Below are 7,556 nucleotides of genomic sequence, written 5' to 3' on the forward strand. Positions count from 1 at the left end.
GTAGGCACTGTAACGTTAACTTTGTTGTAAAGCTCAGCGGAGGATAAGATGGCATGCACGACCGTCGCTCCTCGCTTTACCATCGCCACCGCTTTCCGCCTGAGATTATTGCAGAGGCGGTGTGGCTGTATTTCCGGTTTCCGCTGAGCTTTCGCATGGTCGAAGACATGCTGGCATACCGAGGGATTATCGTCACCCACAAGACCGTGCGCGAATGGGCTGAAAAGTTTGGACGAGACTATGCCAATACAATCAGTCGCCGCGTGCCGCGCCTTGGCGACAAATGGCATCTCGATGAGGCTGTCGTGACAATCAACGGCGAACGGCACTTTCTGTGGCGCGCCGTTGATCAGGATGGCTTTGTGCTGGAAGTGCTGGTCCAGAAACGTCGCGATACCAGGGCTGCGAGGCGTTTCATTCGGAAGTTGCTGTCAGGTCAGGGCGCAGTTCCTCGCGTCATGGTCACTGATAAGCTCGGCTCATATGGTGCCGCCAACCGCGAGATCGGCCTCACGGTCTGTGATCATCGCCAGCATAAGGGCTTGAACAATCGGGCCGAGAATTCGCATCAACCCATAAGACGACGAGAACGGGTTATGAAGCGTTTCAAGTCAGCACGACACTTGCAGCGTTTCGCATCCATCCACGACCCGATCTACAATCTTCATCATTTTCCCCGCGACCGCTTCACCTCTGCCATTCACCGCGAACTGCGCCAAACCGCTAACACTGTCTGGCGCGATATCGCTGGCCTGTAATCCGCTTACAAACGGTACATCAAAGTCCAGGATATATCCGTAGGCAGGTTAACGTAACGGTGCCCATTCTTGGCCGCGACCCTCCCGTACCCCGAAATCAAATCCTCTAGGCGGCGTTCCGCGGCTAAAACCCTGTCGCCAGATTGGATCAACACTCTGGTTCCTGGAGATTTGTCGTGTTCGCGCCCACCTGATCCCCGGCGCAAAGCTGCGTCGGCGCACAGGTCCTCACGTCAGGATTGATTGCCTGTTCGGATAGCCACCGAGACGGGCTCCGCGCCCCGGAGGTGCAACATGAACTTGGATCGCTCTTTTTTCTCCCCCGAGCCCGCCCGATCATTTCAAAGCGCCAATTTGGCCATGATCAACGGCGCTTGGAGCAGCTTGCTGCCAAACAACCCCCCAGCAGACGGCGCTTCAAACGCCGAAAATGCCATTGTTCCTCAATCATCGAAGGCTTTGACGCTCTCAAGTCACGGCACCCATACGTCTGCTTCGCTTGGCGCCGTGTCTCCTCCGATCGATGCAAACCGCCTCATTCGGGGGTTCAGGACCGGCGACCGAAAATTCGACGCAGGCAACGAAATCCTCGGTATTGGGTCCACTACCGGTTCTTTGTTCAACCTTCTTGACGGTTGGATAGCGGTATACTCCTTGCTTCCCGATGGCCGGCGACAGATCGTGCATTTCGCATTGCCAGGCGCAGTGCTGGGGGTGCTCTCGTCCGGTCACATGCCCTCAAACGTCGGCGCGCAGGCCCTGACGGACGTAGTCGTTTCCGTCGTTCCGATGTCCGTTCTGAAATCGCGCCTGCGGGAAGACCCGGAAATCGGCTTGAGACTCGCGCAATCTGTAGCGCGCGAACGCGATCTTGCCTTCGATCACCTGACGAGTATCGGGCGTCGCTCGGCACGAGAGCGCGTCGCCCATCTCCTGCTGGAGCTGTTCACGCGATATCGGGCGCAATGGCCCGGCAACCGCATCGAAGAGATGGCGCTTCCCCTAACTCAAGAACAGATCGGCGATGCGACGGGCCTGACATTCGTTCATGTCAACCGTGTCCTCAGTTCCCTGCGGAAGGAGGGAATCGTTCAATTTCAATACCGGCGTCTTCGAATCCTCAATCCGGATAAGTTGATCGAGGTCGCGGGAGTGGATGTGGAGATCGCGAAGGCGTGGCTCGATCAAAACTCTTCGCGATCAGATGATCGAAGGCGGACCACATAGGCCGGTCCGCCATGCGACAGCCGGATGCGCGTTATCGCGGTGACCAATCCCGACCGACAGGTGAATACTGGAGCAAGGGCCGATGGTCCGGCATTGGTTACCGCCTGAAGGCGGGCGTCTTCCGCTCGATCTCATGCGCACAAGCCGCCGGTCCGCCGGAAATCGTCTGTAGCGATCCCGAACGCCGGTCGTTCTTCACCCTGCCGCAGCGCTTGCGAGCGGCTCATCGGGCGTGAAGAATACGTCGGCGTGCATATCCTCGACGCGGAGCCTCCGGTTGGTGGCAACCACCATGACGGCCTCCACCATCGGTGGCGGCCCGGCGATATATGCCTTCCAGCCGTCGAGATCTGGCAGATCCTTTGCGACCACAGCATCGACATAACCGGTTCGCAAAGCCGTGCCCGACGCCTGGTCGGACAGAACAGGGGTAAATGCCAGATTTCCGTGGATGGACGCGAGACCCTCAAAGTGGTCGACGAGATACAGATCGTTTTCCGTCCGCACCCCGAAATAGACGTGAATGGGTTGTCTCATCCCCCGTGCCAGCGCGGTTTCAACGATCGACTTGATCGGGGCGAGGCCCGATCCGCCCGCCACACAGAGAATTGGGCCGGCATGCTTCTCGCGCAGAAAGGACGAGCCGAAAGGCCCCTCGACCATGACCGGGTCCCCGAGATCGAGCACTGAATGAATGAGGTTAGAGGCCACGCCATCCGGCACGCGACGAATGTGAAATTCCAGCTCGTCGGCGCCCGGCGGGTTCGCCATCGAATAATCTCGTGTCGGCGTGGCCGGAAATGTCACGCGCGCGAACTGGCCGGCCGTAAAGGAGGCAGGCCGACCGTCTTTCGGGCGAACCCGGACAATTTTGATATCGTGGGTGACATCCTCAATGCCAACAACGCTACACTGGAGGCGTCGACGTGGATGGTCGGCCAGCTCGTCCGCACCACCCAGCCATGTAACGGTGGCGTCGGTTTTGGGGATTGCCCGGCAGGCGAGTATCAGCCCCTCAGCTTTCTCCTCGACGGAGAGCGCGAAACGCGAATGCTCCCGAAGGTCGACCTCGCCGGAGTTGAGGCGGGATTTACATGACCCGCAGCGTCCGGATCGGCAGCCGTGCGGATAGGCGATGCCGCTTGCAAGCGCGGCCTCGAGTATCGTCTGGCCTAGCGCGACTTCGATGCTGGCTCCAGCCTGCGGCAGGTCCACTCGTTTGCTGTTCATGACCATATCACTCATGCGGGCGTCGACAAGTCGAGGGCGGCCATGAGTCCGGGCTTCTGGCTCGCAAACGTCCCGTAGAAGATCTGCGACCCGACGATGGTTATCGGTGCGACCCGCACCCCGGTTCGCGCTTTCGCTTCCTCCATCACTGATGGATCGGTCAGATCGCGCTCCTGGAACGTGATGTCTTGTTCTTTGAGCCAGGTCTTGAGCGCCCGGCAGTCCGGGCAAGTGGGTGTCGTATAGATGATGACGCTGTTTGTGCTGGAATGCTTCATCTGTCGTCTCCTTTCGATTTGACAGTTCTTCATCCAGCTTGCGGTTTCCAACGATGGCAGGGTCAAGAAGATTTATTAAGGGTTGACCTTACCATCGTTGGAAGCCCCAATCTCCTTGGACGCGAACAACAGAGGAGGTCCCTATGCTTCGCTTCCAGGTCCCGAACATGACATGCGGCGGCTGCGCAAAATCAGTGACCAAGGCGCTTTTGAGCGTCGACGGGATGGCCCGGATCGAGACTGATCCTGACAAACGCGAGGTCCTGATCGAGACGAGCGCCGACAGGGCAGCCCTTGTCGCCGTTCTCGAAGAAGCAGGTTACCCGGCAGACACTCCTGAATCATCGGGGTGAGAGGCGTTTCGCCACAGCGCCCTGTTTCCGAACAAGCGGGAAGAACGGTCGGCGGCGCGGCCCCATCGCCTCAGCCGAGCCGCAAGAACTTAATCTGGATCAAAGATTCGGAACGTCGGACCGAAGACCTTTGCACCGAAGATTCTGCCCTGCCGATAACTGGCCAGTGTCACGGAACAAGAATGGCCTGCATTCCGAGTTATCGCCAATGGCCAGTGAAGGACAACATCGAATGAGCTCATCGCATAGCCAACACGGCAACCACCACGCACATCATCGGACGGCTGCCAACGGTCCGCACCACGACCACGCGGCCGCAAGCATCGTCTCGGCAGCCGGCTCAACCCATGCCGAACATACCGGGCACGGCGGACACGATCATGCGGAGATGGTCGCCGACTTTCGCCGCCGCTTCTGGGTTTCGCTCATTCTCACGCCGCCCGTCCTGCTTCTGTCTCCGATGATCCGCCATTGGCTCGGCCTGACCGAGCTATTGTCGTTTCCGGGCGACGGTCTCGTGCTCTTCGTCCTCTCGACCATCGCCTACGTCTATGGCGGCTGGCCGTTCCTGACCGGCTTCACCTCGGAGCTGCGCAAGGGCCAGCCCGGCATGATGACGCTGATCGCGCTCGCGATCTCGGCCGCGTATTTCTTCTCGGCGGCGGTCACCTTCGGGTTCCCCGGCGAAGCCTTCTATTGGGAATTGGTGACGCTCATCGCCATCATGCTGCTCGGCCACTGGGTGGAGATGCGTTCCGTCATGGGGGCTTCCCGCGCGCTGGAGGAACTGGTGCGCCTGCTTCCAGACAGCGCGACGCGGATCGATGCGGACGGCTCGACGCATGAAGTAGCGATCTCCGCCCTCCAGCCCGGCGACCGCGTCATCGTCCGGCCGGGCGCGAAGGTGCCGGTCGATGGCGAGATCATCGAGGGATCGTCCGCCTTCAACGAGGCGATGCTGACAGGCGAATCGCGGCCTGTTTCCAAGACCGTCGGCGCGCCAGCCATCGGCGGGGCGATCAACGGCGCCAATGCCGTGACGATCAAGGTGACGGCGACGGGGGACGCGACCTATCTGTCTCAGGTCATCGACCTCGTAAAGAAGGCGCAGGCGACCCGTTCCAAGACCCAGGACCTCGCCAACCGGGCAGCCGCCTGGCTCACCTATATCGCCCTCGTCGTCGGCTTCGGGACGCTTTTCGTCTGGTGGATCGTTCTCGGATCGCCCCTGGAGTTCGCTCTGGAGCGCATGGTGACGGTCATGGTCGTGGCCTGCCCGCATGCACTCGGCCTCGCCGTGCCCCTGGTGGTGGCCGTCAGCACATCGCTGAGCGCGAGCAACGGTCTGTTGATCCGCGACCGGGCCGCTTTCGAGCGCGCGCGCAATCTTGATGCAACGGTCTTCGACAAGACAGGGACGCTGACGGAAGGACGTTTCGGCGTCAGCGATATTGTCCTTCTGTCCGCTGGCGACGAAAGCCAGGAATTGGCGTTCGCCGCCGCAGCGGAGAGTCAGTCGGAACACCCAATTGCACATGGCATCGTCGCTGAAGCCAAGAAGCGCGGCATCGCGATCCCCAAGGCCACCGAGGTCAGCAATATCACCGGCGAAGGCATTACCGCCAAGGTTGACGGCGAGGAGCTTCGGATCGTCAGCCCCGGCCATCTCGCTCGGCAAGGCAGCCCGATCGATCATCCGAAGCTCAAGGAGCTGGAAGCAGACGGCAAGACGGTGGTTGTACTTGTCCGCGATGGCGCGCCGCGCGCGCTCTTCGCGCTTGCCGACATCGTGCGTAGCGAATCGAGAGAAGCCATCGCCGAACTGAATCGCCTTGGCATAAAGTCGGTGATGCTGACGGGCGATGCGAAGGGCGTTGCGGAATCGGTATCCAGGGAACTCGGCATCTCCGAATATTTCGCCGAGGTGCTTCCCGATCAGAAGTCGGACAAGATCAAGGAATTGCAATCGCGTGGCCTTTCGGTGGCGATGGTGGGCGATGGCGTCAACGATGCGCCAGCTCTTGTCCAGGCCGATCTCGGCGTCGCCATCGGCGCTGGTACGGATGTCGCCGTGGAATCCGCCGATGTGGTCCTCGTCAAAAGCGATCCGCGCGATGTGGCGGCCATTCTCGGTCTCTCGCGCGCGACCTACCGTAAGATGGTCCAGAATCTGATCTGGGCGACTGCCTACAATACCGTGGCGATCCCCATGGCCGCCGGCATCACCTTCGGGACCGGCTTCCTGATGACGCCGGCCGTAGCTGCGGTCTTCATGTCGGCCAGCACCATCATCGTCGCCATCAACGCGCAGTTCCTGCGCCGCTACCGCAGGAACGGATGACCCACATGGATACGACGAACCACGCTTCGAGCCATGTGATCCTTCCCCTTCCGGGAAACGACGCCTTTGCCCAGCGCCTCGCCAGCGAGGGCGGTTGGCCGCTCGGCAACCTCGAAACCCGGAATTTCCCCGACGGCGAAAGCTATCTCCGCATCCTGTGCGACGTGACCGACAAAGCGGTCATTTTGGTCAGCACCCTGTCTCACCCCGATGAAGGCTTTCTGCGGCTGGTCTTCGCCGCCGACGCCGTACGATCACTGGGCGCCAGAGAGGTAACGCTGATCGCCCCGTACCTCGCCTATATGCGGCAAGATCGGCGCTTTCGACCGGGCGAGGCGGTCACGTCCCGCACATTCGCAAGACTCGTATCGGCAACCTTCGATCGCCTGATTACCGTCGACCCGCACTTGCATCGCCATCCAACACTTTCGGCGATCTATTCCATTCCGACAGCGACGCTTCATGCGGCCCCGCTCCTTGCCGACTGGATAGGGTCGGAGGTCAAGGCCCCACTGCTTATCGGCCCTGATGAGGAAAGCGAGCAGTGGGTCTCGGCCATCGCGAAGCGCATCGATGCGCCACATGCGGTCCTGAGGAAAGTCCGACACGGCGATCGCGACGTCGAAATCGAACTTCCCGATCTCTCCGCCTGGCACGATCGTCAGCCTGTACTCGTGGATGACATCGCCTCATCAGGCCATACTCTTATCGAAGCGGCGAGGAAGTTGCGACTGCAAGGTCTGGCTCCGCCTGACGTCGCTGTCGTGCATGGCATCTTCGCGGGCGATTCGTATCAACAGCTTGCCCCGCTCTGCGGTCGCATCGTTTCGACCGACTCCGTTGTCCACGCCAGCAACCGTATTGAGCTTGCGCCGCTTATTGCCGCGCATCTCCGGACGGACACGGCGGCAGGGTCGGATCAGATCCGCCACCGCCGTCCTCCGGAGCCGCTCGATGCGGTGGAGCGCGCGGGCATCGACTCATTCCCCGCCAGCGATCCACCGCCATGGTTGGGGGGACATCGGTAGCGCTGTCGATAGATCGCACTCAACAAGCAGTCAAAAAAGGATCCCGAAAGCATGGCCGCAGCGACTCCCGAACTCTTCAAGGCATGGCGCGACGGCTATGGCCAGATCCGACATAGCGACGAAACCATCGAGCGCATTCAAACGCTGGCCATGTCGGGACGGATCGAACCTGATCGGCTCTACCGACTGCTCGCAGCGGCCGACCGCCTGACCTCGGCTGCCATGTGGACCATCGTCCACATGACCTATGCGAGGCGTGTCGATGGCATTGCCAAGTTGTTTGAATAGGGCTTTGAGCAGCTTTCGCCTGTGTTTATCAAGCGGTCATTTCGGTCGTGTAG

General features: G+C 60.6%; 9 protein-coding genes. 7 read left to right on the forward strand and 2 right to left on the reverse strand.

Annotation, left to right across the window (positions count from 1 at the left end; all coding sequences use genetic code 11):
- Positions 1-53: 53 nt before the first annotated feature.
- From FIB18_RS23335 to FIB18_RS23345, 3 genes are all read left to right on the forward strand, one after another.
- Positions 54-758 carry an IS6 family transposase gene (locus tag FIB18_RS23335; protein ID WP_138787541.1) on the forward strand — a complete coding sequence of 235 codons (705 nt, stop codon included), beginning with the start codon at positions 54-56 and terminating at the stop codon, positions 756-758.
- Between the two features lie 294 nt (positions 759-1,052).
- Positions 1,053-1,985, forward strand: coding sequence for a Crp/Fnr family transcriptional regulator (locus tag FIB18_RS23340; protein ID WP_225246838.1), 933 nt, complete (start codon positions 1,053-1,055; stop codon positions 1,983-1,985).
- Between the two features lie 11 nt (positions 1,986-1,996).
- Positions 1,997-2,221: a hypothetical protein gene (locus tag FIB18_RS23345; protein ID WP_138787542.1), complete on the forward strand. Its 225-nt coding sequence runs from the start codon at positions 1,997-1,999 to the stop codon at positions 2,219-2,221.
- Here FIB18_RS23345 and FIB18_RS23350 read toward each other — a convergent pair.
- A complete protein-coding gene (locus FIB18_RS23350; RefSeq protein ID WP_080843376.1) occupies positions 2,181-3,215 on the reverse strand; it encodes a 2Fe-2S iron-sulfur cluster-binding protein in 1,035 nt (344 codons plus the stop codon). The genes FIB18_RS23345 and FIB18_RS23350 overlap by 41 nt on opposite strands.
- 11 nt (positions 3,216-3,226) lie before the next feature.
- A complete protein-coding gene (locus tag FIB18_RS23355) occupies positions 3,227-3,493 on the reverse strand; it encodes a glutaredoxin family protein (RefSeq protein ID WP_080843328.1) in 267 nt (88 codons plus the stop codon).
- A 143-nt stretch (positions 3,494-3,636) separates the two neighbouring features.
- On the opposite strand from FIB18_RS23355, the gene FIB18_RS23360 reads away from it, so the two are divergent.
- The 4 genes from FIB18_RS23360 to FIB18_RS23375 all read left to right on the forward strand — a co-directional run bounded on the left by FIB18_RS23360 (position 3,637) and on the right by FIB18_RS23375 (position 7,503).
- Positions 3,637-3,846, forward strand: a complete 210-nt coding sequence (locus tag FIB18_RS23360; protein ID WP_080843327.1) for a heavy-metal-associated domain-containing protein — start codon at positions 3,637-3,639, stop codon at positions 3,844-3,846.
- A 232-nt stretch (positions 3,847-4,078) separates the two neighbouring features.
- Positions 4,079-6,187 (forward strand): heavy metal translocating P-type ATPase, encoded by a 2,109-nt coding sequence (locus FIB18_RS23365; RefSeq protein ID WP_080843326.1) that lies wholly within the window; start codon positions 4,079-4,081, stop codon positions 6,185-6,187.
- A 5-nt stretch (positions 6,188-6,192) separates the two neighbouring features.
- Complete coding sequence (locus FIB18_RS23370) at positions 6,193-7,215, forward strand: ribose-phosphate pyrophosphokinase (RefSeq protein ID WP_138787543.1); 1,023 nt, start codon at positions 6,193-6,195, stop codon at positions 7,213-7,215.
- A 51-nt stretch (positions 7,216-7,266) separates the two neighbouring features.
- Positions 7,267-7,503, forward strand: coding sequence for a hypothetical protein (locus FIB18_RS23375; protein ID WP_174977470.1), 237 nt, complete (start codon positions 7,267-7,269; stop codon positions 7,501-7,503).
- The last annotated feature ends 53 nt before the right edge of the window (positions 7,504-7,556 follow it).

The organism is Brucella pecoris (genome assembly GCF_006376675.1).
Classification (GTDB): Bacteria; Pseudomonadota; Alphaproteobacteria; order Rhizobiales; family Rhizobiaceae; genus Brucella; species Brucella pecoris.

Excerpts from the sequence above, each read along its gene's own strand:
- FIB18_RS23335 (WP_138787541.1), top strand. The coding sequence starts at position 54 with ATGCACGACCGTCGCTCCTCGCTTTACCATCGCCACCGCTTTCCGCCT.
- FIB18_RS23340 (WP_225246838.1), top strand. The coding sequence starts at position 1,053 with ATGAACTTGGATCGCTCTTTTTTCTCCCCCGAGCCCGCCCGATCATTT.
- FIB18_RS23345 (WP_138787542.1), top strand. The coding sequence starts at position 1,997 with ATGCGACAGCCGGATGCGCGTTATCGCGGTGACCAATCCCGACCGACA.
- FIB18_RS23350 (WP_080843376.1), bottom strand. The coding sequence starts at position 3,215 with ATGAACAGCAAACGAGTGGACCTGCCGCAGGCTGGAGCCAGCATCGAA.
- FIB18_RS23355 (WP_080843328.1), bottom strand. The coding sequence starts at position 3,493 with ATGAAGCATTCCAGCACAAACAGCGTCATCATCTATACGACACCCACT.
- FIB18_RS23360 (WP_080843327.1), top strand. The coding sequence starts at position 3,637 with ATGCTTCGCTTCCAGGTCCCGAACATGACATGCGGCGGCTGCGCAAAA.
- FIB18_RS23365 (WP_080843326.1), top strand. The coding sequence starts at position 4,079 with ATGAGCTCATCGCATAGCCAACACGGCAACCACCACGCACATCATCGG.
- FIB18_RS23370 (WP_138787543.1), top strand. The coding sequence starts at position 6,193 with ATGGATACGACGAACCACGCTTCGAGCCATGTGATCCTTCCCCTTCCG.
- FIB18_RS23375 (WP_174977470.1), top strand. The coding sequence starts at position 7,267 with ATGGCCGCAGCGACTCCCGAACTCTTCAAGGCATGGCGCGACGGCTAT.